26 protein-coding genes and 1 other RNA gene are annotated in these 24,690 nt (G+C 56.9%); 16 read left to right on the top strand and 11 right to left on the bottom strand.

Features of this window, described 5'->3' with window-relative positions; translation table 11 throughout:
* Window positions 1-11 precede the first annotated feature (11 nt).
* Complete coding sequence (locus tag P346_RS05560) at window positions 12-1,061, bottom strand: PLP-dependent cysteine synthase family protein (protein WP_233456506.1); 1,050 nt, start codon at window positions 1,059-1,061, stop codon at window positions 12-14.
* Between the two features lie 112 nt (window positions 1,062-1,173).
* On the opposite strand from P346_RS05560, the gene P346_RS05565 reads away from it, so the two are divergent.
* From P346_RS05565 to amtB, 5 genes are all read left to right on the top strand, one after another.
* On the top strand, window positions 1,174-1,632 hold the full coding sequence (locus P346_RS05565) for an Lrp/AsnC family transcriptional regulator (protein ID WP_023310581.1): 459 nt from the start codon (window positions 1,174-1,176) through the stop codon (window positions 1,630-1,632).
* Between the two features lie 30 nt (window positions 1,633-1,662).
* Window positions 1,663-3,435: a SmdA family multidrug ABC transporter permease/ATP-binding protein gene (locus P346_RS05570; RefSeq protein WP_032661512.1), complete on the top strand. Its 1,773-nt coding sequence runs from the start codon at window positions 1,663-1,665 to the stop codon at window positions 3,433-3,435.
* Window positions 3,428-5,209 (top strand): SmdB family multidrug efflux ABC transporter permease/ATP-binding protein, encoded by a 1,782-nt coding sequence (locus tag P346_RS05575; RefSeq protein ID WP_032661509.1) that lies wholly within the window; start codon window positions 3,428-3,430, stop codon window positions 5,207-5,209. Before P346_RS05570 ends, P346_RS05575 begins: the two co-directional genes overlap by 8 nt.
* A 220-nt stretch (window positions 5,210-5,429) precedes the next feature.
* Window positions 5,430-5,768 carry a P-II family nitrogen regulator gene (glnK, locus tag P346_RS05580; RefSeq protein WP_008503304.1) on the top strand — a complete coding sequence of 113 codons (339 nt, stop codon included), beginning with the start codon at window positions 5,430-5,432 and terminating at the stop codon, window positions 5,766-5,768.
* A gap of 35 nt (window positions 5,769-5,803) precedes the next feature.
* Window positions 5,804-7,093: an ammonium transporter AmtB gene (gene amtB / locus P346_RS05585; protein WP_023310584.1), complete on the top strand. Its 1,290-nt coding sequence runs from the start codon at window positions 5,804-5,806 to the stop codon at window positions 7,091-7,093.
* A gap of 95 nt (window positions 7,094-7,188) precedes the next feature.
* Here amtB and tesB read toward each other — a convergent pair whose 3' ends face one another.
* A complete protein-coding gene (gene tesB / locus P346_RS05590) occupies window positions 7,189-8,049 on the bottom strand; it encodes an acyl-CoA thioesterase II (RefSeq protein ID WP_032661507.1) in 861 nt (286 codons plus the stop codon).
* 200 nt (window positions 8,050-8,249) lie between these two features.
* On the opposite strand from tesB, the gene P346_RS05595 reads away from it, so the two are divergent.
* The gene (locus P346_RS05595) at window positions 8,250-8,777 is read left to right on the top strand and encodes a YbaY family lipoprotein (protein ID WP_029741632.1); all 528 of its coding nucleotides are present in this window, start codon (window positions 8,250-8,252) and stop codon (window positions 8,775-8,777) included.
* Between the two features lie 33 nt (window positions 8,778-8,810).
* Here the strand turns inward: P346_RS05595 and P346_RS05600 are convergent, their stop codons facing one another.
* A complete protein-coding gene (locus P346_RS05600; protein ID WP_029741631.1) occupies window positions 8,811-9,122 on the bottom strand; it encodes an MGMT family protein in 312 nt (103 codons plus the stop codon).
* Window positions 9,123-9,292: 170 nt separating this feature from the next.
* Between P346_RS05600 and ffs the strand changes: the two genes are divergently transcribed.
* From ffs to P346_RS05610, 3 genes are all read left to right on the top strand, one after another.
* Window positions 9,293-9,389, top strand: an RNA gene (ffs, locus tag P346_RS22700) — signal recognition particle sRNA small type.
* Window positions 9,390-9,650: 261 nt separating this feature from the next.
* Window positions 9,651-9,902, top strand: a complete 252-nt coding sequence (locus P346_RS05605) for a hypothetical protein (RefSeq protein ID WP_023310587.1) — start codon at window positions 9,651-9,653, stop codon at window positions 9,900-9,902.
* Window positions 9,899-10,114, top strand: a complete 216-nt coding sequence (locus P346_RS05610) for a hypothetical protein (RefSeq protein WP_023310588.1) — start codon at window positions 9,899-9,901, stop codon at window positions 10,112-10,114. The genes P346_RS05605 and P346_RS05610 overlap by 4 nt, the downstream gene beginning before the upstream one ends.
* Window positions 10,115-10,195: 81 nt before the next feature.
* Here P346_RS05610 and yczR read toward each other — a convergent pair whose 3' ends face one another.
* Window positions 10,196-11,617 carry a MocR-like transcription factor YczR gene (gene yczR, locus P346_RS05615; protein WP_032661504.1) on the bottom strand — a complete coding sequence of 474 codons (1,422 nt, stop codon included), beginning with the start codon at window positions 11,615-11,617 and terminating at the stop codon, window positions 10,196-10,198.
* Between the two features lie 86 nt (window positions 11,618-11,703).
* Between yczR and yczE the strand changes: the two genes are divergently transcribed.
* From yczE to P346_RS05630, 3 genes are all read left to right on the top strand, one after another.
* On the top strand, window positions 11,704-12,315 hold the full coding sequence (yczE, locus tag P346_RS05620; protein ID WP_029741628.1) for a membrane protein YczE: 612 nt from the start codon (window positions 11,704-11,706) through the stop codon (window positions 12,313-12,315).
* A 76-nt stretch (window positions 12,316-12,391) separates the two neighbouring features.
* On the top strand, window positions 12,392-13,462 hold the full coding sequence (locus tag P346_RS05625; protein ID WP_032661502.1) for a LacI family DNA-binding transcriptional regulator: 1,071 nt from the start codon (window positions 12,392-12,394) through the stop codon (window positions 13,460-13,462).
* Between the two features lie 102 nt (window positions 13,463-13,564).
* Complete coding sequence (locus P346_RS05630) at window positions 13,565-16,654, top strand: beta-galactosidase (RefSeq protein ID WP_032661499.1); 3,090 nt, start codon at window positions 13,565-13,567, stop codon at window positions 16,652-16,654.
* A 39-nt stretch (window positions 16,655-16,693) separates the two neighbouring features.
* Here P346_RS05630 and P346_RS05635 read toward each other — a convergent pair whose 3' ends face one another.
* On the bottom strand, window positions 16,694-17,506 hold the full coding sequence (locus tag P346_RS05635; protein ID WP_032661498.1) for a nickel/cobalt efflux protein RcnA: 813 nt from the start codon (window positions 17,504-17,506) through the stop codon (window positions 16,694-16,696).
* Between the two features lie 134 nt (window positions 17,507-17,640).
* On the opposite strand from P346_RS05635, the gene P346_RS05640 reads away from it, so the two are divergent.
* A complete protein-coding gene (locus P346_RS05640; protein ID WP_023310594.1) occupies window positions 17,641-17,913 on the top strand; it encodes a metal-sensing transcriptional repressor in 273 nt (90 codons plus the stop codon).
* Here P346_RS05640 and P346_RS05645 read toward each other — a convergent pair.
* Window positions 17,906-19,471, bottom strand: a complete 1,566-nt coding sequence (locus tag P346_RS05645; RefSeq protein WP_032661495.1) for an EAL domain-containing protein — start codon at window positions 19,469-19,471, stop codon at window positions 17,906-17,908. The two genes, P346_RS05640 and P346_RS05645, sit on opposite strands and share 8 nt — an antisense overlap.
* Before the next feature lie 219 nt (window positions 19,472-19,690).
* On the opposite strand from P346_RS05645, the gene P346_RS05650 reads away from it, so the two are divergent.
* Both P346_RS05650 and ykgO read left to right on the top strand, forming a co-directional pair.
* Entirely contained in the window at window positions 19,691-19,951 is a 261-nt protein-coding gene (locus P346_RS05650; protein ID WP_010428154.1) for a type B 50S ribosomal protein L31, read from the top strand.
* Window positions 19,952-19,953: 2 nt separating this feature from the next.
* Window positions 19,954-20,094, top strand: coding sequence for a type B 50S ribosomal protein L36 (gene ykgO, locus P346_RS0121865; protein WP_003859006.1), 141 nt, complete (start codon window positions 19,954-19,956; stop codon window positions 20,092-20,094).
* Here the strand turns inward: ykgO and P346_RS05655 are convergent.
* On the bottom strand, window positions 20,091-20,801 hold the full coding sequence (locus tag P346_RS05655; protein WP_032661493.1) for a GNAT family N-acetyltransferase: 711 nt from the start codon (window positions 20,799-20,801) through the stop codon (window positions 20,091-20,093). The genes ykgO and P346_RS05655 overlap by 4 nt on opposite strands.
* A gap of 101 nt (window positions 20,802-20,902) precedes the next feature.
* Between P346_RS05655 and pdxR the strand changes: the two genes are divergently transcribed.
* A complete protein-coding gene (pdxR, locus tag P346_RS05660; protein ID WP_032661490.1) occupies window positions 20,903-22,363 on the top strand; it encodes a MocR-like pyridoxine biosynthesis transcription factor PdxR in 1,461 nt (486 codons plus the stop codon).
* Here pdxR and P346_RS05665 read toward each other — a convergent pair.
* The 4 genes from P346_RS05665 to tomB form a co-directional block, all read right to left on the bottom strand.
* Complete coding sequence (locus tag P346_RS05665) at window positions 22,335-22,802, bottom strand: YlaC family protein (protein WP_032661488.1); 468 nt, start codon at window positions 22,800-22,802, stop codon at window positions 22,335-22,337. The two genes, pdxR and P346_RS05665, sit on opposite strands and share 29 nt — an antisense overlap.
* Before the next feature lie 117 nt (window positions 22,803-22,919).
* On the bottom strand, window positions 22,920-23,471 hold the full coding sequence (maa, locus tag P346_RS05670; RefSeq protein WP_032661485.1) for a maltose O-acetyltransferase: 552 nt from the start codon (window positions 23,469-23,471) through the stop codon (window positions 22,920-22,922).
* A gap of 205 nt (window positions 23,472-23,676) precedes the next feature.
* On the bottom strand, window positions 23,677-23,895 hold the full coding sequence (locus tag P346_RS05675) for an HHA domain-containing protein (protein WP_008499287.1): 219 nt from the start codon (window positions 23,893-23,895) through the stop codon (window positions 23,677-23,679).
* Window positions 23,896-23,922: 27 nt separating this feature from the next.
* Window positions 23,923-24,297, bottom strand: a complete 375-nt coding sequence (gene tomB, locus P346_RS05680; protein WP_008499288.1) for an Hha toxicity modulator TomB — start codon at window positions 24,295-24,297, stop codon at window positions 23,923-23,925.
* Window positions 24,298-24,690 lie beyond the last annotated feature (393 nt).

The raw sequence follows: 24,690 nt of genomic DNA, 5'->3' as shown, positions 1-24,690 counted from the left end.
TCTGGCTTTTTTTATTTCACCAGGTCTGCAATCTGCGCTTTCCACGGGGCGATATCGCCGATGTTGGCATGCACCCACTCCGCGTTGTAGTAGGTATCGAGATAACGCTCGCCGCTGTCGCACAGCAGCGTGACGATGGAACCGGTGCGGCCCTCTTCGCGCATACGGGCGGCAAGCTGCAGTGCGCCCCACATATTGGTGCCCGTCGATGCGCCCACTTTGCGGCCCAGCTGCGTTTCCAGCCAGTGCGCCGTTGCCACGCTTGCGGCATCCGGCACGCGCATCATCTCATCCACGACGTCGGGGATAAAAGAGGGCTCCACGCGCGGGCGGCCAATCCCTTCAATTTTACTGCCTACCGGGCTGCGCAGCTGCGCATTGCGGTTTTGCCAGTAGTCGAGGAACACGGAGTTTTGCGGGTCAACCACCATCAGTTGGGTATCGTAGCCCTGACAGCGGATGTAGCGTCCAATCGTGGCTGACGTGCCGCCGGTACCGGCGCTCATGACGATATAGGACGGAACCGGATGCGGTTCGTGGGTCATCTGGCGGAAAATACTGTCGGCAATATTGTTATTGCCGCGCCAGTCGGTGGCACGCTCGGCGAAAGTGAACTGGTCCATATAGTGGCCGTTCAGCTCGCGGGCCAGCATTTCGGAGGCGGCGTAGATTTCGCAGGCGCTTTCCACAAAGTGGCAGCGTCCGCCGTAAAATTCGATCTGTTCGATTTTGCGTTTTGCGGTGCAGGACGGCATCACTGCGATAAACGGCAGGCCCAGCAGGCGGGCGAAATAGGCTTCGGACACCGCCGTTGAACCGGATGAGGATTCTATGATGGTGGTGCCTTCTTTGATCCAGCCGTTACACAAACCGTATAAAAACAGCGAGCGCGCCAGGCGATGCTTCAGGCTACCGGTAGGATGGGTGCTTTCATCTTTCAGATAGAGCTGAATGCCGTCAAACCCCGGCAGGGAAAGGCGAATCAGGTGCGTATCCGCCGAGCGCTGATAGTCGGCATTGATTTCGCTGATCGCATGTTTAACCCAGGTGCTATTCATCATCGTTATCCGTTTGTCATTTTGTGCCTAGGATAGCGAAAAGCACAGAAAAAATTGTTGCTATCTGGCCTTTAAAATAGAATGAAGAGAGAAAAATTTTCTCTGTGAGGTGGGTATGCTAGATAAAATTGACCGCAAGCTCCTTTCATTGCTGCAAAATGACTGTACCCTCTCTTTGCAGGCGCTGGCAGATGCCGTTAATCTGACCACCACCCCGTGCTGGAAGCGCCTAAAGAAGCTGGAAGATGACGGCATTCTTCTGGGGCGCGTCGCGCTGTTAGATCCCGAAAAACTGGGGCTTGGGTTGACGGCATTTGTGCTGATAAAAACCCAGCATCACAGCAGCGAGTGGTATTGCCGCTTCGTCACCCAGGTGTCGGAGATGCCCGAGGTGCTCGGCTTCTGGCGTATGGCCGGAGAGTATGATTACCTGATGCGCGTCCAGGTGGCCGACATGAAGCGCTATGATGATTTCTACAAGCGGCTGGTGAACAGCGTACCGGGTTTGTCGGACGTCACCTCAAGCTTCGCCATGGAACAGATTAAATACACCACAGCATTACCCATTGAATAACTTCGTAAAATACCTTCAGGAACAAACCGCGTGCGATTATTTGCCCAATTAAGCTGGTACTTTCGTCGGGAGTGGCAACGCTACCTCGGTGCAGTCGCCCTGCTTATTATTATTGCCATCCTGCAGCTGATCCCGCCGAAAGTGGTGGGGTACGTCGTGGATGGCGTCACCGAACAGCATTACACCACCGCACGGGTGTTGATGTGGGTCGGCACGCTGGTGCTGACGGCCGTCATTGTTTATCTGCTGCGCTACGTCTGGCGCGTGCTGCTGTTTGGTGCGTCCTATCAGCTCGCCGTTGAGCTGCGTGAAGATTTTTACCGCCAGCTGAGCCGACAGCATCCCGAATTTTATCTGCGTCATCGCACCGGGGATCTCATCGCCCGCGCGACAAACGACGTCGATCGCGTGGTCTTTGCCGCCGGGGAAGGGGTGCTGACGCTGGTGGACTCGCTGGTGATGGGCTGTGCGGTGCTGATCGTGATGTCCACGCAGATCAGCTGGCAGCTGACACTGCTCGCCCTGCTGCCGATGCCGATCATGGCGCTAGCGATCAATCGCTATGGAGAACAGCTGCACGAGCGCTTTAAGCTGGCCCAGGCGGCGTTTTCGTCGCTGAACGATCGCACCCAGGAGAGCATGACCAGCATCCGCATGATCAAAGCGTTTGGTCTGGAAGACCGACAGTCTGCGCTGTTTGCCGCCGATGCGGCGGACACGGGGGCGAAGAACATGCGCGTCGCGCGTATCGACGCCCGGTTTGACCCGACGATTTATATCGCGATTGGCATGGCAAATATGCTGGCGATTGGCGGCGGAAGCTGGATGGTGGTGCAGGGCTCGCTTACCCTGGGGCAATTGACTAGCTTTGCGATGTACCTGGGGCTCATGATCTGGCCGATGCTGGCGCTGGCCTGGATGTTTAACATCGTGGAGCGCGGCAGCGCCGCCTACAGCCGCATTCGCGCCATGCTGGCCGAAGCGCCGGTGGTCATCGACGGCAGCGAAGCCGTACCGGAAGGGCGCGGCGTCATGACCGTCGACGTCCGGCAGTTTATCTATCCGCATACGGAGCATCCGGTGCTGGAAAACGTCAGCTTTACCCTGCAGCCAGGGCAGATGCTGGGCATCTGCGGCCCGACGGGATCCGGCAAAAGTACCGTGCTCTCTCTGCTTCAGCGCCACTTTGACGTCACCGAAGGCGATATCCGCTTCCACGATATTCCCCTGACCAGACTGCTGCTGGACGAGTGGCGCGGTCGCCTGGCGGTCGTCAGCCAGACGCCGTTTTTATTTTCGGACACGGTGGCGAACAACATTGCCCTTGGGCGCCCTGGGGCGACGCAGGAAGAGATTGAACATGTGGCGCGTCTGGCCAGCGTACATGATGACATTTTGCGTCTGCCGCAGGGGTACGAAACGGAAGTCGGGGAACGCGGCGTTATGCTGTCCGGCGGGCAAAAGCAGCGTATCTCGATTGCCCGCGCCCTGCTGCTGAATGCTGAAATTCTGATCCTGGATGATGCGCTTTCCGCCGTGGACGGCCGTACCGAGCATCAGATCCTGCATAACCTGCGCCAGTGGGGTGACGGACGCACGGTGATTATCAGCGCCCACCGTTTGTCGGCGCTCACCGAAGCCAGCGAAATTGTGGTCTTACAGCACGGGCACATTGCCCAGCGCGGGCAGCATGAAGCGCTTGCCGAGCAGCCGGGCTGGTATCGCGATATGTACCGCTATCAACAGCTTGAGGCGGCGCTGGACGATGCGCCGGAGCAGGATGAGGAGGCCGCCAATGCGTAAGCTCGGAACGATGTGGCCGACGCTCAAACGTCTGCTGGCCTACGGCTCGCCGTGGCGTAAACCACTCTCCGTGGCCGTGCTTTTACTCTGGATTGCGGCGATTGCTGAAGTGAGCGGTCCGCTGCTCATTAGCTACTTCATCGACAATATGGTCGCCAAAAGCTACCTTCCGCTGGGGCTGGTGGCGGGCTTAGGCGTGGCCTACGTTGGCCTGCAGCTGGCGGCGGCAGGGCTGCACTATGCTCAGTCGCTGCTGTTTAACCGTGCTGCCGTGGGCGTTGTTCAGCAGCTGCGTACGGATGTGATGGACGCGGCGCTTCGCCAGCCGCTCAGCGAGTTTGACATCCAGCCGGTCGGGCAGGTAATTTCGCGCGTGACCAACGATACCGAGGTGATCCGCGATCTGTACGTTACCGTGGTCGCGACGGTGTTACGCAGCGCGGCGCTGATTGGCGCGATGCTGGTGGCGATGTTCAGCCTCGACTGGCGCATGGCGCTGGTGGCGATCACCATCTTCCCGGCGGTGCTGATTGTGATGGTCATTTACCAGCGCTACAGCACGCCGATTGTGCGTCGGGTGCGCGCGTATCTGGCCGACATTAACGATGGCTTCAACGAAGTGATCAACGGCATGAGCGTCATCCAGCAGTTCCGCCAGCAGGCGCGCTTTGGCGAGCGCATGGGCGAAGCCAGCCGTTCGCACTACATGGCGCGTATGCAGACGCTGCGGCTCGACGGTTTCCTGCTGCGTCCGCTGCTGAGCCTTTTCTCGGCGCTGGTGCTTTGCGGGTTGCTGATGCTCTTCGGGCTGAGCTCAAACGGTACGATTGAAGTGGGCGTGCTGTACGCCTTTATTAGCTATCTGGGGCGCCTTAACGAGCCGCTGATCGAGCTCACCACCCAGCAATCGATGCTGCAGCAGGCGGTGGTCGCCGGTGAGCGCGTGTTTGAGCTGATGGACAGGCCGCGCCAGGCCTACGGCAATGACGAGCGGCCTCTGCAAAGCGGGACTATCGCCTTTGATAACGTCTCGTTTGCCTATCGCGAAGACCGGCTGGTGCTGCAGGACATCACGCTTGACGTTCCGTCGCGCGGTTTCGTGGCGCTGGTGGGGCATACCGGCAGCGGTAAGAGCACGCTTGCCAGCCTGTTGATGGGCTATTACCCGGTCACGCAAGGTGAAATCCGCCTCGACGGGCGCCCGCTCGCGTCTCTCAGCCACACCGTGTTGCGTAAAGGCGTCGCGATGGTGCAGCAGGATCCGGTCGTGCTGGCCGATACCTTCTACGCCAACGTGACCCTGGGGCGAGACTACTCCCAGGAGCAGGTCTGGGACGTGCTGGAAAAAGTGCAGCTGGCAGAGCTGGCGCGCGGGTTTAGCGATGGGATCAATACCAAACTGGGCGAGCAGGGGAACAATCTCTCCGTCGGGCAAAAGCAGCTCCTGGCGCTGGCGCGGGTGCTGATTGAAACGCCGCAGATTCTGATTCTGGATGAAGCCACGGCCAGTATTGATTCCGGCACCGAGCAGGCCATCCAGCAGGCGCTGGCCGCGGTACGCGACCATACGACGCTGGTGGTGATTGCCCACCGTCTTTCCACCATCGTCGATGCCGATACCATTCTGGTGCTACACCGTGGGCAGGCCGTTGAACGCGGTACGCACCGTGAACTGCTGGAAGCAAAAGGGCGCTACTGGCAAATGTACCAGCTGCAGCTGGCGGGCGAAGAGCTGGCGGCCAGCGTGCGCGATGAAGAGTCGCTTAGCGCCTGATGCACCAAAATGAGGCGACGCGCTAACAGTCATTCCTGTTGGTGCAAAACTGAAACGCACCCTGCACCGGCATGGTGCGTTTTTTTTCGCCTGTTTGTTTATTACGCCCGCGTAATGCTCTGTGCGCCGCCGTTCCCCCTCGTTTTCATTTCTGGCACACCCCTTGCAATACCATCTGCGTAAGCTGCGGCCATTACCGAATTCTGACTGGAGGGGATCTATGAAGCTGGTTACGGTTGTAATCAAACCATTCAAACTCGAAGACGTGCGTGAAGCGTTGTCTTCAATGGGTATTCAGGGACTGACTGTCACCGAAGTGAAAGGCTTTGGTCGTCAGAAGGGTCATGCCGAGCTTTATCGCGGGGCGGAATACAGCGTTAACTTTCTGCCAAAAGTAAAAATTGATGTCGCGATTGCTGACGACCAGCTTGATGAAGTCATTGATGTCATTAGCAAAGCGGCCTATACCGGCAAAATTGGCGACGGCAAAATTTTCGTTGCCGAACTGCAGCGCGTCATTCGCATCCGTACCGGCGAATCTGACGAAGCGGCTCTGTAAGCAACTCCTGGCACACAGTGATAGGGATCGAGAAAATGAAGATAGCAACACTCAAAACGGGTCTGGGTTCGCTGGCGCTGCTGCCGGGCCTGGCGCTGGCTGCTACCCCTGCGGTGGTCGACAAAGCCGATAACGCCTTTATGATGATCAGCACCGCGCTGGTGCTGTTCATGTCAATTCCGGGCATTGCGCTGTTCTACGGCGGCCTGATCCGTGGCAAAAACGTTCTCTCCATGCTGACGCAGGTTGCCGTGACGTTCGCACTGGTCTGCGTGCTGTGGGTGGTTTACGGTTACTCGCTGGCGTTCGGCACGGGCAACGCGTTCTTTGGTAACTTCGACTGGGTGATGCTGAAAAATATTGAGCTGACTGCGCTGATGGGCAGCTTCTATCAGTATATCCACGTTGCGTTCCAGGGCTCCTTTGCCTGTATTACCGTCGGGCTGATTGTGGGCGCGCTCGCCGAGCGTATTCGTTTCTCTGCCGTGCTGATCTTCGTGGTGGTCTGGATGACGCTCTCCTATGTGCCGATTGCGCACATGGTCTGGGGTGGCGGTCTGCTGGCAACGCACGGCGCGCTGGACTTCGCGGGCGGTACCGTTGTACACATCAACGCCGCGGTAGCGGGCCTGGTGGGTGCCTACCTGATTGGCAAACGCGTGGGCTTCGGTAAAGAAGCGTTTAAACCGCACAACCTGCCGATGGTGTTTACCGGTACGGCTATCCTCTACTTTGGCTGGTTTGGCTTCAACGCCGGTTCGGCAAGTGCAGCAAACGAAATCGCCGCGCTGGCCTTCGTGAACACCGTTGTGGCGACGGCGGGTGCAATCCTCTCCTGGGTGTTTGGCGAGTGGGCGGTACGCGGTAAACCGTCACTGCTGGGTGCCTGTTCGGGTGCCATTGCCGGTCTGGTTGGCATTACGCCAGCGTGTGGTTATGTCGGTGTAGGCGGCGCGCTGCTGGTCGGGCTGGTTTCCGGTCTGGCGGGTCTGTGGGGCGTGACCGCACTGAAACGCGTGCTGCGCGTTGACGACCCATGCGATGTGTTTGGCGTGCACGGCGTGTGCGGCATCGTGGGTTGTATTATGACCGGTATCTTCGCCGCGAAATCGCTCGGCGGTGTGGGCTACGCAGAAGGCGTGACCATGGTTCATCAGGTGCTGGTGCAGCTGGAAAGTATTGCTATCACCGTTGTGTGGTCTGCCGTTGTCGCCTTCATTGGCTATAAGCTGGCGGATATGACGGTTGGTCTGCGCGTACCGGAAGAGCAGGAACGCGAAGGTCTGGACGTCAACAGCCACGGCGAGAATGCGTATAACGCATGATCTGAGTGTTTTGCCGGGTGGCGGCTTCGCCTTACCCGGCCTACAAAAGCACAAAACGTAGGCCCGGTAAGCGTAGCGCCACCGGGCTTTTTACATCAACCTCTGTTACGCATCACCCCTTCCTGCACCGTAGAAGCTACCAGCACGCCATCCTGCGTATAAAACTCACCGCGCACAAACCCGCGAGCGCTTGACGCTGACGTACTCTCCACGCTGTAAAGCAGCCACTCATTCATGTTGAACGGACGGTGGAACCACATGGAGTGATCGATCGTCGCGACCTGCATCCCTTTTTCAAGGAACCCGACGCCGTGCGGCTGCAGCGCCACCGGCAGGAAGTTGAAATCTGACGCATAGCCCAGCAGATACTGATGAACGCGGAAGTCCTCAGCCACGGTGCCGTTAGCACGTATCCAGACCTGGCGCTTCGGCTCGGCGGTATGGCCTTTCATCGGGTTGTGGAACTCAACCGGGCGGATCTCCAGCGGCTTATCGCAGAGAAACTTCTCTTTGACCTGCGGCGGAAGCAGATGCGCCAGCGCGCGGGCGATATCGGTCTCTGATTTGAGATCGTCAGGCGCGGGTGCCGGCGGCATCACTTTTTGATGCTCGTAGCCGGGTTCCGGCGCCTGGAAAGAGGCGGTCATGTAAAAGATCGGCTTGCCGTTTTGAATGGCCGCTACGCGGCGCGCGCTGAAGCTGTTGCCGTCTCTCAGGACCTCAACGTCATACACGATTGGTTTCGCGCTATCGCCAGGGCGTAAGAAATAGCTGTGGAACGAATGCACCAGACGGTCTGCCGGGACAGTCTCCTTTGCAGCGTACAGCGCTTGTCCAACGACTTGCCCCCCGAAGACCTGGCGTAAGCCGAGATCTTCGCTCTGTCCGCGAAAGAGTCCTTCCTCAATTTTTTCCAGATTCAGTAATGTCAGCAGATTGTTCAGTGCCTGACTCATAGTTGTCCTCAATAAACGCCGTAGCGAAAGATAGGCAGAGTATAACGCAGAAATGAAAGTGGTCCGATGGGTAGAATAATCTGAATATCGGCACGTTTTCAGGCATAAATCGGTGATCTGTGCCACACTTGGATACGTTATGTGATTGAAACGACATCGGATGGGATCGATCCCGCTGGTGCATTGATAAGGAGACTTCAATGAAACTCGTGCCCATGCTAAGTGGTGTAGCTATTGCGGTGGCGTTGTCCGCCTGTGCCGGTAAGAGCGCCCAGGTGCCAGTGCCAGCAGCAGACCCGAACGGGATTAATACCCTTTCGCAGCAATCCATTCAGCAGCCTAACGTTTCCGGTACCATCTGGATTAAACAGAAAGTTGCGCTGCCGCCGGATGCGGTATTAACCGTGACGCTGTCTGATGCTTCTCTGGCCGACGCGCCGTCGAAAGTCGTGGCTCAGCGCGCCGTTCGTACTGAAGGCAAGCAGGCGCCGTTTAGCTTCGTGTTGCCGTATAACCCGTCGGACGTGCAGCCTAACGCCCGTATCCTGCTGAGCGCAGCGGTAACCATCAACGGCAAGCTGGTGTTTATCACCGATACGGTCCAGGAAGCGATCAACAACGGTGGGACCAAAGTCGACCTGAACCTGGTGCCGGTGCAGCAGACCGAAGTGCCGGTCGCACCGCAGACCAATCAGCCGTCCCTGCCAACCCCGCCGACTCAGATGTAATTTCTGCATTTCCCCTCTCCTCCGGGAGAGGGGTCAATATACCCACCGAAACTTCTGCAAATCGATCTGACCCGACCCTGACACCTGCACACCCTCTGAAAGTAACGCCTGACGCTGACGCTGGAGATCCGGCCCGGTGAGTGAAATGGCGCCATGACGGTTCACCACCCGATGCCAGGGCAGCGTACTGCCTTCCGGAAGCCGTTTCAGGACGCCGCCAACCTGTCGCGCCGCGCGCGGGGAACCGGCCAGACGCGCGACATCACCATAGGTAGTGACGTAGCCTTCCGGGATTGAGGCCACGATTTGCCATACGCGCTGTGGAAAGGAGTCGTGTTCGTCCATACCTTTACCTGTGGGGAGTTTCTGGAAAGCTATGGTAAACGAAGATCTTCTTGATTGCTGCGCCTGTTTGCGCAAGAAACCAGCATCCGGTTGCTGGTCGCTTGCAATTGGGTCTTAGCACAGGGATAATGCGCCAGCGCGTTGGTTATCAACGCTCTCAATGGGGGCTCTGTTGGTTCTCCCGCAACGCTACTCTGTTCACCAGGTCAGGTCCGGAAGGAAGCAGCCAGGGCAGACGACGTGTGTGCCGGGATGTAGCTGGCAGGGCCCCCACCCATTTGTGGCCTCATAAGATCTTCCTGCTTCACCTCTCCACTTAAACCACAATCCCACAATTATATTGTGCCTATATTGTGTAATATATATTTCATTGTACTGAAATATTATTGTCATAAACCTGTAATAATAGACTGTCATTTTATTATTGGACGGTTATTTTCTTCCATAACTCAAAAAAATATATATCTGGATAACATTGTTAACTTCGTGTATTAAATAAAGTACTTGTTCCGAAGGGAAGTGACAAACATGGCTACAGCGGTATTAAACGTTAAGATTGATGACGCGCTAAAAGAAAGGCTTCGCCACTATGCGGAAGTCAATAACGAGAATTTAAGCGTGACGACAGAGAAACTGCTGCTGCTGGCATTCGAAGCAGTAGAAGAGGCGGGAGTATCGGAAGAGGATATTGATAATCAGCATACGGAAGAAGAGAGTGTTTCTCCATTTACTCCTAAAGAAATCAAGGCTCTACGTAAACTTCTGAAGAAGAGAAAATGAAACAACAACTGTCAACTGCCAGTGACTACAACGAGGCCTGCGATCTGTTGCGTTCAGGCTACGTGAAGCATGTACGTCTTGGCTGGAATGTTGGAAGCGATGAATTCTTTCGAATTGCGTCTGACTGGTGTGATACCGGTGCAAAAATTAAGAAAGACGGTGATAACTTCGTTATTTCACTAAAAGGCTTTCCTATTCCTCCTCAGCATTAAACCCTGACCAGTGAAAACTGCTGACTGCATATGTTACAGTCAGCAGTTTTTATTTTATGATCTGCTTCAAATATTTTAATATTAGATCACGCTGCGTTTTAACGATGGCACGTTTTTATTCAGGGCGAGCCATAGCGGTTTGATCCTCAGCAATGCCTGCTCAAGCTCTGTCGATTCCAGCGAGAAGGGCATCCGTAAATAGCGGTCAAACGCGCCAGATAAACCAAACCGCGTACCGGTCCCCAGATTGATCCCCAGAATCTCAGCCCGCGCGGCAAGCTGTGTCGCCAGCATGCCCGGGAGTTCTATCCAGTAAGAGAGCCCGCCATCCGCCTCGTGGAATTTCCAGTCCGGGAAATGTTCGCGCAGCAGTTCACCGCATCGATCGCGCCGTTCCGCCAGCATCTTCCGGCGTGCGGGCAGAAACGTCTCGCTGTTGTTAATGAGCCACTGCATCGCCAGCTGTTCCAGCAGCGGCGAGCCTAAATCAAGGGTGTCCCGCGTCTGGGCAAGGGTGGCGATAGTGCGCGAGGAGGCGCGGATCCAGCCGAGACGCAGCCCTCCCCAGAAGCTTTTTCCTGCAGAGCCTAAGGTGATGACGGTGGCCTGCGGGTTAAAGGCGGCCAGCGGCGGCGGGGGAGGCGCATCAAACCAGAGATCCACCATTGTTTCATCTACCACCAGCGCCGTGCGGGTTTGGGCTGCAATATCCGTGATGGCCTGACGGGTGGCGATATCCATACAGCGCCCGGTGGGGTTATGAAAATCAGGCATCAGATAGGCCAGACGCGGCGCCGTCTGGGCAAGCGTTGCCGCGAAGCCATTCGTATCCCAGCCGGTTTCCGGCAGCGACACCCCGACTGGCCGACACTGCGCGCCCTGAATGGCGGCAATCGCCAGCGGATAGGTGGGGTGATCGACCACGACGCGGTCCCCCGGCCCGGTCATCATCCGCAGGACCAGCGCAAAGCCGCTGACGGCGCCATTAACCACCATCACTTCGTCCGCGCGGGTGGGAAGGCCCCGCGCGGTATAGCGCGCAGCGATGGCCTCCCGCAGCGTCGGTAGCCCCAGCTGATCGTAGCCCGTCAGCGAGAGGTGCGGGGTAATGGCCGTGAGCGCATGGGCATAAGCCTGATGGATCTCCGGCCCGGCATTCAGGGCGGCAGTGGAGAGATCCAGTGCGGCGCTCGCCGCTGAAAGGGTGGGAACGGCGCGCGTGTCAGGCAGAATGACCCGCGACCCGCTGCCGTGGCGGCTTTCAAGGTACCCTTCTTCACGCAGGTGGGCTAGCGCGCTGCTGACGGTGGTCCGGCTCACGTCCAGCGCCGTGGCCAGCTCACGCTCGCCCGGCAGCCGCGTATTTAGTGTCAGGCGTCCGTCAAGGATTAACAAACGCAGCGCGTCGGCCAGCTGTCGCCAGAGCGGTGTGCGGGATGAGGCTTGCTGCCAGTGGCCTAAAAGACGTACCAGCGACTGGCTTCCGAAGCGACGTGATGACATATGCAGTCCACTATTTGAAAACTGGACATTAATCATAGTGCCATTTTAGGTCAGGATGAAAGCCTGGTTTACTGGAGAAGATAAAAATGGTACGTCGTCTGCTACAACTCTATGTCGGTTTAGGACTGTATGGCCTTTCCACCGCGATGTTTATTCGTTCCGATTTGGGTGTCGATCCCTGGGATGTTTTTCACCTTGGGGTGGGGATGCAGCTGGGGATGACTATCGGGACGGTGATCATTTTAGTCGGCGCTGCGGTGCTGCTGCTGTGGATCCCGCTGCGCCAGATGCCGGGCCTTGGCACGATCAGCAACGTGATTTGTATCGGTCTGGCGGCGGACGCCAGCATGGCGCTTATCCCGGAACTGGATTCGCTAGCCGTTCGAATTGCTTTCCTGGTGTCGGGCATCGTGATGAACGCGATTGCGACAAGCATGTACATCGGGGCCGGCTTCGGGCCTGGCCCGCGCGACGGCCTGATGACCGGCATTCACGCCCGGCTGGGATGGTCCATTCGCAGCGTGCGCACCTCAATTGAAGTGTCCGTCCTGCTGATTGGATGCGTGCTTGGCGGCACGTTTGGGGTGGGTACCGTACTGTATGCCCTGACCATTGGCCCGCTTATCCAGCTCTGTCTGCCCTGGTTCCGCCAGAAGCCACGCATTGCGGAAATACCCCAGCCGGAGCGGGTTGTTTAATTTTGCGAAGCGCTCACATGTTTTAACGGCGTCGCTGTGCCAGAATAGGGGCACGATAAACGCGATGCCAGAATGCATGAAAGCTATCACTCTCTATGATGTCGCCCTCCTTGCGGGGGTTTCTTACCAGACCGTTTCCCGCGTCATTAACAACGCGGAACATGTGTCTGCCCGCACGCGAGAAAAGGTGCAGCAGGCGATGGCGGAGCTGCACTACGTTCCAAACCTTCGGGCACAGCAGCTGGCGGGTAAACGCACCCGTACGCTGGGCCTCATCACTACCGACCTGGCCCTGCACGCGCCTTCACAAATTGTGTCGGCGGTCAAATCGCGTGCGGCGGAACAGGGGGCGAGCGTCCTGATTTCCATGGTGGAGCAACCCCGGCAGTGTCAGGCCGCGCTTCAGACGCTGCTGGCACAGCGGGTGGACGCGCTGCTGGTTAATGTGCCGCTTGACGATCCGCACGCCGAAGAACTCAGGGCGCTGGCGTCGCCCGTCCCGGTGTTGTTCCTCGATGTGGCGCCCTCAGCGCGGGTAAACAGCCTCGTGTTTAACGCAGAACAGGGGGCGCGTCTGGGCGTTGAGCATCTGCTTTCACTGGAGCATCGGAATATTGCCCTGCTGAGCGGGCCGGAGAGCTCGGTCTCTGCACGGGCGCGTCTGGCAGGCTGGAAAGCGACGCTGGCGCAGGCGGGTCTTAACGCGGCGGCTGTGGCCTACGGTGACTGGAGCGCGGCCAGCGGTTACGAGAAGGGACACGTGCTGCTGTCGGGTGCGGCATTACCGGATGCGATTCTGGTAGCGAACGATCAGATGGCGCTCGGGGTAATGCGCGCCTGCGCGGAAAAAGGGATTGCGATCCCTGGCCAGCTTTCGGTAGTGGGGTTTGACGATACGGCCGACAGCGCCTGGTTTTCCCCGCCGCTAACGACCATTCGTCAGGCGTTTCGCGAGGCGGGCGAACGCAGCGTGGAGTGGCTGCTGGCGTCTTCCGGGGGCGAAGCGTGCCGGCAGGTTCAGCTGCCGGTGACGCTGGTTACCCGTCATTCCACCGCGCGGCGCAGCTCTAAGCAGGCCGAACGCGAGGATCTGGCGCAGCAGCTCAGAAGCCTGGCACTCCTTGCCGAGCAGATTGCCCGCAAATAAAACTTTGTGATCGGACTCGCTACCCCGCGATTGAACGCTTTACCGTTGCCGGGTGCCAGGGCATGTTAACCAAAATTGTGAGCGCTTCGCAAAGAGGTTACTATGTCCACCACTTCACCGCTGACCCTCAGCGCAATTCTGGCCCGTCGGGACTGGGAAAATCCTGGCGTCACCCAGTGGAACCGTCTGGCCGCACACGCGCCGTTGCACAGCTGGCGCAATGAGCCCTCGGCAAGAGATGACGCCGGATCCGCCAGCAGGCACAGTCTCAATGGGCTATGGCAGTTTAGCTACTTTACCGCGCCGGAGCGGGTTCCTCAGGCATGGGTAACCGAAGATTGCGCGGATGCCGTTGCGATGCCCGTGCCGTCTAACTGGCAGATGCAGGGTTTCGACACGCCCATCTATACCAATGTCACCTATCCCATTCCCGTTAACCCGCCTTTCGTGCCGCAGGAAAACCCGACCGGATGTTACTCGCTCACATTTGAGGTGGATGACGCCTGGCTTCAGAACGGGCAGACCCGCATCATCTTCGACGGCGTGAACTCGGCGTTCCATCTGTGGTGCAACGGGCAGTGGATGGGCTATTCCCAGGATAGCCGGTTGCCCGCCGAATTTGACCTCTCGGTGGCATTACGCCCCGGGCAGAACCGCCTGGCGGTCATGGTATTGCGCTGGTGCGACGGCAGCTATCTTGAAGATCAGGACATGTGGCGCATGAGCGGCATCTTCCGCGATGTAACGCTGCTGCATAAACCCGAGACGCAGATTGCCGATTATCACGTCGTAACGGATCTGAATGCGGAGCTGGACCGCGCGGTGCTGAAGGTGGATGTCACGCTGGCAGGCGCTGGCTTTGCGGACGGCGAGGTGGTCTTTACCCTGTGGCGCAAGGGGGAAAAATGCGCCAGCGTCTCCCGGCAGCCGGGGTCTGCCATTGTTGACGAGCGCGGCAGCTGGGCCGAGCGGCTAACGGCAGCGATCCCCGTCGACCAGCCCGCGCTCTGGAGCGCTGAAACGCCAGAACTGTATCGCCTGACGATTGCGCTTCTTAACCCGCAGGGTGAGGTGCTGGAGGTTGAGGCGTGCGACGTGGGCTTCCGCCGCGTTGAAATCAGCAATGGCCTGCTGAAGCTCAACGGTAAACCGCTGCTGATCCGCGGGGTTAACCGGCACGAGCATCACCCGGAAAACGGTCAGGTGATGGACGAAGCGACCATGCGCCGCGATATCGACATCATGAAGCAGCACAACTTCAACGCCGTGCGCTGCTCGCACTACCCGAACCATCCGCTGTGGTACCGGCTTTGCGACCGCTACGGGCTATACGTCGTTGACGAAGCCAATATCGAAACGCACGGCATGGTACCGATGAGCCGCCTTGCTGACGATCCGCGCTGGCTGCCCGCCATGAGCGAGCGCGTGACCCGCATGGTGCAGCGCGATCGTAACCATCCCTCAATTATCATCTGGTCGCTGGGCAATGAGTCGGGCCACGGCGCGAATCACGATGCGCTGTACCGCTGGCTGAAAACCACCGATCCTACGCGTCCGGTGCAGTATGAAGGCGGCGGCGCGAACACGGCGGCGACCGATATCGTTTGTCCAATGTATGCACGGGTCGATCGGGATCAGCCGTTCCCGGCCGTGCCAAAATGGTCAATCAAGAAATGGATCGGCATGCCGGACGAAACGCGTCCGCTGATCCTCTGTGAATATGCCCACGCGATGGGAAATAGCTTTGGCGGGTTCGCGAAATACTGGGAAGCGTTTCGCAGCCATCCTCGCCTGCAGGGTGGGTTTGTCTGGGACTGGGTCGATCAGGCCCTGACGAAACGGGACGAAAAGGGCAATACGTTCTGGGCCTACGGCGGAGACTTCGGGGATAAGCCGAACGATCGGCAGTTCTGTCTTAACGGGCTGGTATTCCCCGACCGCACGCCGCACCCGGCGCTGTACGAGGCGCAGCGCGCCCAGCAGTTCTTTACCTTTACGCGGGTCAGCACCTCTCCGCTGGTGATTGAGGTGCAAAGCGGCTACCTGTTCCGCTACACCGATAACGAAGTGCTGAACTGGACGGTCGCCCGCGACGGGGACGTACTCGCTGCGGGCGAGGTGACGCTCTCGATGGCGCCTGAAGGTACCCAGCGTCTGGAGATTGACCTGCCGGCGCTGAACGCCGGGCCGGGTGAGGTCTGGCTGAACGTTGAAGTACGCCAGCCGCGGGCAACGCCGTGGTCTCCGGCTGACCATCGCTGCGCGTGGGAGCAGTGGCCGCTTCCGGTTCCACTCTTTATTGCTCCGCCAGCCCCGGCGGGCGAACCTCCAGTGTTAACGCAAACCGATCGCATCCTGGAGATCGCCCATCGTCAACAGCGCTGGCAGTTCGATCGTGCAACCGGAAACCTGTCCCAATGGTGGCGAAACGGCGTTGAAACGCTCCTTTCACCTCTGGCGGATAACGTCAGCCGCGCGCCGCTGGATAACGACATTGGCGTGAGTGAAGCGACGCAGATCGATCCGAACGCCTGGGTTGAACGCTGGAAAGCGGCGGGCATGTACGATCTCACCTCGCGCGTTCTGCACTGTGAGGCACAGCAGCACACAGGCGACGTGGTGGTTACAACCCAGCACGCGCTTGAGTATCGCGGCAAAGCCCTGTTCATGAGCCGTAAAGTCTGGCGGGTAGACGAACGGGGCGTTCTGCATGGCGATATTCAGATTGATGTTGCGTCTGATATCCCTGAACCCGCGCGCGTTGGCCTGAGCGTTCATCTTGCCGAAACGCCGGAAAACGTTCATTGGCTGGGGCTGGGGCCGCATGAAAACTACCCGGACAGAAAGCTGGCGGCGCAGCAGGGTCGCTGGACATTACCTCTCGAGGACATGCACACGCCGTATATCTTCCCGACGGAAAATGGTTTGCGCTGTGAAACCCGGGAACTTGTGGTGGGAACGCATCAGCTGAACGGCCGGTTCCATTTCTCGGTGAGCCGCTACGGCCAGCAGCAGCTGCGTGAGACAACCCATCATCATCTGCTGCGCAAGGAGCCGGGATGCTGGCTCAATCTCGATGCGTTCCATATGGGCGTGGGAGGCGACGACTCCTGGAGCCCCAGCGTCTCGCCGGAATTCCTCCTGCAGACACGCCAGCTTCGCTATACCTTCAGCTGGCAGCAGAACCCTTAACTGACCATGAAGATGCGGCCACAGAGCGTGGCCGCAGTCTTACGCCAGAATGCCGCTCAGGCCATGCAGGCTCATGTAAATCCCTACTACGGTAATCAGCGCAGCGGAGATCCACGGCGCTTTACGGGAGAATTCGCTAAACCCGGGCCAGCGTTTGGTCGCGTGCTTGAGGCTTAAGGCGGCAATCGCGCCGGAAGCGACCAGCGTTAACGCCAGACCAATACTGAAGCTGAACACCAGCGTCGCGCCGAGGGCTAAATGCTTCAGCTGCAGGCAGATCAGCAGCACGGTGATGGACGCCGGACAGGGGATAAGCCCGCCGGTCAGGCCAAACATCACGATCTGTCCGGTGGTGACATTTTGACCGCTGAAGCGCCGGTTAATATCCTGCGCGTGAGCGCGCTGGTGGGCATCCTGCCACTCTTCTTCAACCAGCGTGTGTTCGTGGTGATGATGATCATGATGGTGGTCATGGTGGTGATCATGGTCGTGATGATGACGATCGTGCGGCTGGCTCTCTTTCCAGGTTCGCCACGCCATCCACAGGGCGATCGCAACGATCAGCATCCCGGAGATCAGCTGGAACCAGGGTTCGGACGTGTGTGCATCCCAGCCCCGACCAAACCATAATCCCGCCATCGCAACGAGCCAGACCACCGCCGTATGGGAGAGCGTGGCCGCCAGGCCGAGCAGCACCGCCTGTTTCAGCGTGCCTCGGATGGCAACAATAAAGGCGGCCATCATTGTTTTTGAATGGCCCGGTTCCAGGCCATGTAGCGCACCGAGCAGGATAGCGCTGGGAACAAACAGCCAGGCATTGCCCTGCTGAAGGAGTGAAGCAAAATCGGTCATGGGAAATTCCGGAGTGGAAAGCGTGCGGAGATACTACTCCCCCCCAGTAGTTCAATACTACCCCCCAGTAGAAAAATACTCAGGGGGAGTAGAGCGTGATATGCTTTAAAAGCCAAAAAATAAGGGATACAGAGATGTCACATACCGTTCGAGACAAGAAGATGTTACTGACTCGCCTGAAGAAAATTCAGGGGCAGAGCACCGCGCTGGAAAAAATGCTCAACAGCGATCACGAATGCGCCGAGGTGTTACAGCAGCTGGCGGCGATCCGCGGGGCGGTGAATGGCATGATGATGCAGGTGATCGAAGGGCATTTAACCGATCATGTGGTGAAAGAGCCTGAAGAAGCGCAGCGTGAAGCCGATCTTGGCGTGGTGTTACGGGTGATGAAATCCTATCTTAAGTAGAATGCATGCCGAGGTTATTTTCTGCCCAAAGAATAAATTCCGTCTTTGGCAGCGCTTTACTGTAAAACCATCCCTGACCGTACTGCACGCCGTGGCGGTGTAGCCAGGCGAGTTGCCCTGCGGTTTCGACGCCCTCCGCTACCATCGCCAGCTTCAGCGACTTCGCTATTTCAATGATGTGCGGCGTCACGTTTTTATATTCCAGCGCATCCACGAACGACTTATCGATTTTTAGCGTGTCGACGTCCAGATCCTGCAGATAGCTCAGGCTGGAATAGCCCGTGCCAAAATCATCAATATAGACAGGGTGGCCCGCACGACGGAATGCGGCGATAGCCGGTGCGCTAATTTTGGGATCGGCAAAACCGCGCTCGGTGAGCTCCAGGGCGATCTGTCTGGGATGGATTTGCCATTTATTCAGGAGCTGACTCAGCAGCGGCGGCAGGATGCCGGAGGTTAAATCGGCAGGGGCGAGGTTAATGGAGATATGCTGATCCGGATGGCGCTGCAGCCAGTGGCCCATATCTTCAAACACCTTTTCGATGACGAGCTGCGTGAGCTGCGAGATGAGCCCCGTTTGCTCGGCAAGGGGGACAAAAATATCCGGCGAAAGACTGCTTCCGTCTGGCTGCGGCCAGCGCGTCAGCGCCTCAGCGCCCACAATTTTTCCACTACAGAGCGCTACGATGGGCTGATAGTGCACCACAAAATCCCGGCTGTTAATGGCGTCAAGCAGGCGATTGCGCGGCGACTGGATACGCCGCAGGATCCGCAGGACAAACAGTGCGGCGAGCAGGCTTATCAACATGCCGAACGGTAACCAGAAAAGAAGCTGTCGGTGCCAGGTTTCAGCGAGCGGTTTGAGCGTTGCCCATGCGACGACGGTAAACCCAAGCTCAGGTACAGACTTCATGACGTACATTGAACCGTTGTACTGCACGCTTTTCACACCCCGCTCCTGAACCATGTCGCGGATGTGAGAGTCGAGCTTGCTGCTGCTGGCGAATATGCGGTGCGTTGCGCTTCCTACCAGGGCGGCATCAATCGCAATCTCGCCGAAAGGGATCACGTCCACCAGCGAGGCAGGATCGACCATCACAAGGTAGTTGCCTTTTCCCAGCACCGCCATGTAGCGGTTAAACCCAAGATCGTTCTGGGTGGTCAGCCAGGCGCTGTAACCATCTTCGGTAATGCGCATCGGAGGGGGGAAAGGGGACGCATGACTGGTTTGCTCCAGGGAAGAGCAGAGCGGTCGAAGGTTGTCGATATAAATCACTTCCTGGACATATCGCCACGAGAAAGCAACCCGGCGCATCTCCCTTAATTGCAAAGGGCTACACGGCACGCCGTCAAAGGCCTGCAGGTGATCGAGCGCTTCTTTTGCCTGATCCACAACCCTGTCGGTGCGTACCAGCACGCGGGAGGCATAGTTATCCAGCGCATCGGCAAATTTATCTTCAGCCTGGCGGTGGGCCAGCCAGATGCTCAGGCAAATGGGGACCAGCACAGAAAAGATAAGTACGCCAGTCACCAGACTGACCAGATGTCGGGTTTTCATGCTGTCGTGTCCTTCCTCGTATACCCGTTCCTGGGCATTGAGTTCCCTGCCTGAAGAGAAAGATTTTACCGCGAAATGATATAGTTATAGCACGTGGGTGGCGTGGTTTTCATTTTATCTAAGGTAAATCAGAAAATAACGTCAGAAGAGAGGGGTTGTTTTTTCAACCTCGCCTGGATATTATTTTGTTATGTTATAACAAAACACAAAGGATTTACGATGAAACCCGATATCCACCCAGCCTATCGCACCGTGGTATTCCACGACACCAGCGCGAATGAATACTTTAAAGTCGGCTCAACCATTAAAACCGACCGCGAAATTGAACTCGACGGTGAAACGTATCCGTACATCACCATCGAGGTTTCTTCAAAATCGCACCCGTTTTATACCGGTAAGCAGAAAACGTTCTCGACGGACGGCAGTGCAGCACGCTTCCGCAAGCGTTTTGGCGGCTTTCTCAATGCGAAGCGGGGCTAACCATGCAGGTACTTAACTCATTACGCAGTGCAAAGCAGCGTCACCCGGATTGCCAGATAGTCAAACGCAAGGGACGCTTATACGTGATTTGCAAATCTAATCCGCGCTTTAAGGCGGTTCAGGGACGTAAAAAAAGACGCTAAACGCGCGTTTCTCGCCAGCTTTCCAGGGCTCTTTTCTGTTTGCCATCGGCAGTAAAATTGTCGGTGGCAAGCCAGCTTTCAAAGGCGCTCGCCAGCGCAGGCCACTCTTTGTCGAGGATCGAAAACCAGTCGGTATCCCGGTTACGGCCTTTTATCACCAGCGCCTGACGAAAGCGCCCCTCAAACTGAAAGCCCAGACGCAGCGCCGCTTTGCGGGAAGGCTCGTTCAGGCTATTGCACTTCCATTCATAACGCCGATACCCCAGGGTATCGAACACGTATCGCATCAGCAGATACTGCGCTTCTGTCGACCCTGGCGTGCGGCTTAACAGAGGAGAGAAGTGAACGTGCCCCACTTCCACGACCCCATTTTTAGGGTCGATCCGCATCAGAGACAGCGTCCCGACAGGAGACTGGGTCCGGTTATCCATCACGGTAAAGTGGATGGGATCGGATAACTCACTTACGCTCGCCACCCATTCGGCAAACTCCTCTGCGGTGGCATCGGGTTCACGCAATAGCCACGTCCAGCTGCGGGTATCTTCGGCCAGGGAATACGCAGAGAACAGCGCGCGGGCATGCTCCACACGCAGCGGCTCAAGCCGACAATAGTGACCCTGAAGGACCACCCGGGATGGGTGTTGACGAGGCTGCCAGTCGATAAGGGCTTCGCCTACGGGCTGTCCAAACGCATTGAATGTATTCATCTTTATTTCCATGACGTTGAAAAGATCTCCAGATTAGAGAATTGCTGGTTCCTTAAAAAGAACCACCAGGCTATGTTTTTCTGGTACCACAAGGAGGGAAGATGAATATACCCGGTGATGAGCTTTACACTTTGCTCCATGCTGCGCTGAAAAAGCGTGGGCAGGAGACGCTCCAGCGCGCGCTCTATCTCGCTTTGCGGGAGGCCATACTGGGCGGAAGGCTTCGGTCCGGCAGCCAGCTGCCCGGCTCGCGAACGCTGGCGCAGCAGATCGCGGTTTCCCGAAACACCGTCAATGCGGCGCTGGACCAGCTCACGCTCGAAGGCTATTTGCTGCGTAACCGTCAGGGGACGCGGGTGGGGCAATTCGCTCATCGTACGATTGCCCGGGCATTGCCGGATCCTGACGTCAGGCTGACAAAACGGGTCGCCCTGCTGCCCGCGCCTGTGCCGCGCGACACCCCGGTGATGGCGTTTACGCCGGGAACGCCTGCCATTAACTATTTCCCCTTGCCGCTGTGGCGGCGATTGTACGATCGCGTCCTGCGCGAGGAGGGAAGTGCCCTGTTAGGCTATGGCGACCCGGCCGGCGAGCCGTCGCTGCGGGCGGCGATTGCGCGGCATCTCGCCCTGTCCCGCGGTATCGACTGCGACGCCAGCCAGATTGTAATCACGGAAGGAGCGCTGGAGGGCGTCAATCTCTGCACGATGCTGTTAAGCGAGCCTGGCGATGTCGCCTGGGTAGAAAACCCCGGCTATAGCGGGGCAAAGAGTGCGTTTGTTAAAACCGGCCTGGCAATGACGGGGATACCGGTTGATGACGAGGGAATGTGCTGGGAAGGGGTGAATTCGCCCGCTCCTTCACTGATTTTTACCTCACCTTCGCATCAGTTCCCTTACGGGAGCGTGCTCAGCGCGCGGCGGCGGCTGGCGCTGCTGGAGCTGGCCCGGCAGCACAACGCGTGGATCATTGAAGACGATTACGACAGCGAGTTCCGCTATGCCGGTGAGCCCGTACCGGCGATGCTGGGAATGGTCAACAATGCGCCCGTTGTGTATCTGGGGACGTTCAGTAAAACGCTTTTTCCATCGCTCAGAATGGGGTTCATGGTGTTACCGCCAGCGCTGGCGAAAGCGGCTCGCCCGGCCATCGGCTCGCTGTTGCGCGGGGGGCATCGTGCGGAGCAGCGTACCCTGGCGCTGTTCATTGAGGAAGGTCATTACGCCCGTCATCTTGCCGCCATGCGTCGGCTCTACCGTAAACGCTACCGCCAGCTGCGGGAGGTGCTGAGCGCAGAGCTTCATTCTCCGCACCGCATTCTGGCAGGCGAAGGGGGAATGCATCTGGCGCTGGCGATAGACGATATTGACGACCAGAGGCTGGTGGAGCAGGCGAGGGCGTTTCAGCTGGCACCCGCTGCGCTGAGCGGGTACTACCTGGAGGCGAAGCAGGGGCAAACCGGTCTGGTTTTAGGTTACGGCAATACCTCTGCTTCTCAGTTTGCGCCGGGGATCCGACGTCTGCAGGCGTTAATTACGCGGCAGCAGGGCGGGAAAGGGTAAAGACATCATAGAAAGAGAGCTGACCTTTGGTGGAGACCATTTTCTGCAGCTTCTCTTTTTGCCCGGCTTCAACCGCCGGAGAGTGCATGATGCTTTCGATCAGCTCCTCGGGCACGTAACGCGTGTTGTACCATTCGCCGTTGTAGCAGACCCGGAAATCGAGCACGTCGATATCTTCGTAACGGTAGCGCGGATTCACGTCGAAAAAGAAAAAGGCGTTAAAGACGACAAACAGTACAACCAGCAGCCAGACGGAGTCCACCAGCGTTTCGGACTTCAGCATCACAATAAGCGTCGCCAGCCAGGCGGCATACATGGCGACAAACAGTCCCGGATGTTTGCGAATAAAGCTAATGCTAAAGCGCGGGCGATTGTCGCGCTTTTCGCGGAGGTTGAGATCGTCGATGGTGGCGGTAAGCAGGCGCTGTATCTCGGTCATTATTTGCCTTCATGAGAGTTGACAATACAGGGTGTCTGCCAATTTTAGGGGAGCCATCAGGCTGAAAAAAGTAACAGTCTGGCGCTAAAATACTATAACAGTTGACTCCCCGGAACCTCACAGCGTTTTGATGATTTTTGCCGGGTTGCCGCCTACGACGACGTTAGCCGGGACGTCTTTCGTCACGACGGCGCCGGAGGCCACCACCACATTATCACCAATGGTGACGCCAGGGTTAATGACCGCCCGGCCGCCAATCCAGACGTTATTTCCTATATTGACCGGTTTTCCAAACTCCACGCCGCTGTTTCGTTCTTCCGCGTCCACGGGATGGGTAGCCGTATAAATATGAACACCCGGCGCGAGCATGCAGTTATCGCCAATATGAACAGGGCAGACGTCCAGCATTACGCAGTCGAAGTTAGCGTAAAAGTTTTTGCCCAGATAAATGTTATATCCATAGTCGCAGCGGAAGCTCGGTTCTATATAAGCGCCTGCGCTTTGTCCCAGAAGTTCCGCCAGAATGTTCTGGCGTTCTGTTTTTTCATCAGGCGCGGTGTGGTTATAGCGATATACCAGATGGCGGGCCCGCAGTCGGTCGGCCCGTAACGTCTCATCGCCGGGGCGGTAATGTTCACCGGCAATCATTTTCTGTTTTTCTAAGCTCATTGGAAACCTCGCTGGATGTGATTACCGCAGGGTAATCGGAACAAGCCAGGAGGGGAACGTTCCCGAAAAGCCGATGTGACCATTGTCACAACATTGATGCTGCTGAACACGTTTTACACGGAGACCTGGCTTACGCACAGGGAGCATAACGGGATAGGTAAATACTCAGAACGAGGCGTAGAACTCTACAGACACCCTTCAAAGATTAACGGACAAATTTCCACACAGAAGTAGGGATTTTGTCATACAGCTTATTCATTGTCAGCTCGGCAAGACGATGGTCAGCGGCTGAATAAAATACCGCCAGTTCATTATCCGAAAGCTCGTATTTATTCTTTTCAATGACGCGCTCGAGCGTGTCAATTGACTGACAACGTCGTAAGCGCATCAAATAATCGATTTTTGTGAGTGGTTTATCAGACATAAATTCACCTTAGTAATTGTAATAATTTTAACAGGAAAGACTAACCGGGTTAGCTCTGCTCACGTTGACGAAACAGCGGAATAGCCGATTTCCCGATTTACGCCATTTTTGCAAGTCCTGGGCGTTAATGCCGTAACTGCTGAACAACATAAAGGTGTCGTCCAGGTATTCATCAATTTGCTCAATGAGCTTATTATCTTCATTGTACTTAATTTTATAATTAAGTGCGAAGGTTGCGATATGCTCTATCAGCTCATTCAACTGTAAATTGATGGCAGACGTTGGGTCGTTTACCCAGCCATGGTTACTTTCATCAAGATTGGCAAGGCAGTCATGGTACAAGGATTCGCAGAGAAATTTCAACTGCGCGATATCATGCCTTTTTGGCGAGTACTCGTCCATAGCGCATCCCCTTCTGAGTGATTTCTTACTCACCGAACATCATTGTCGGGATGGATACAACTGACTTAGCTACATGAGTGCTGTGTTCCTGATAACCTAACTATAAGCCACTCCTTCCTGGATTTCACCGCGCTATTACGAAAAATTACAAATAAAACCGCAGGCTGGGAGCGTGAACGCAAATGGTCACCCTGGACTCAACGTTTTTATCCAAATTAACGACGGGGTTTTATCGCTTCCTTACGTTTCATCGGCTTAGCAAAAATGATGAGAAAAGTTCAGATTCAGACTTATCTTTGTAAGAACTTCTTATTAGGAATATTCCTAATACCTTAAGCGGGGAAATGAAATTAAAAAAATCCTGAATTCACCGATTAAGTTATCAGTTAATTA

Origin of the sequence: Enterobacter sp. DC1 (genome assembly GCF_000568075.1) — a bacterium.
Classification (GTDB): Bacteria; Pseudomonadota; Gammaproteobacteria; order Enterobacterales; family Enterobacteriaceae; genus Enterobacter; species Enterobacter asburiae.
This window is presented reverse-complemented; position numbering and strand designations above follow the sequence as displayed.